Source organism: Arthrobacter sp. Y3223164, from assembly GCF_059091005.1.
Genome location: NZ_JBNHGF010000980.1, coordinates 1 through 288, shown reverse-complemented (window position 1 = coordinate 288; position 288 = coordinate 1). Strand labels below are relative to the sequence as shown.

The window sequence follows — 288 nt, the reverse complement described above, 5'->3', positions numbered from 1 at the left end:
GAAGACGGCGTTGACCTTGACCGTGCCCACCTGGAGCGCGGCAACGGCCCGGTGCGCATGCTCCAGGTCCGCGGTCAGCACCGTGGCGGCCAGGCCGTACCGGCCCTCCGCCGCCAACTGAAGCCCGTCGTCGAAGCTGTCCACCACCCGGACCGGCGCCACCGGGCCGAAGGTCTCCTCCTGCATCACGGTCATGCGGTCCGTGCAGTCCAGCAGCACGGTGGCCGGGTAGTGGGCGCCCGGCCCCTCTGGCACCGAGCCGCCCTCTGCGGCCGTCGCCCCGAGCGC

Annotated in this window: 1 protein-coding gene; it reads right to left on the bottom strand. The window is 74.0% G+C overall.

What is annotated here, in order from left to right; translation table 11 throughout:
- Positions 1-288: aldehyde dehydrogenase family protein (locus tag AC5RUJ_RS19000; protein WP_494156607.1), on the bottom strand; the 288-nt coding region annotated here is incomplete at both ends.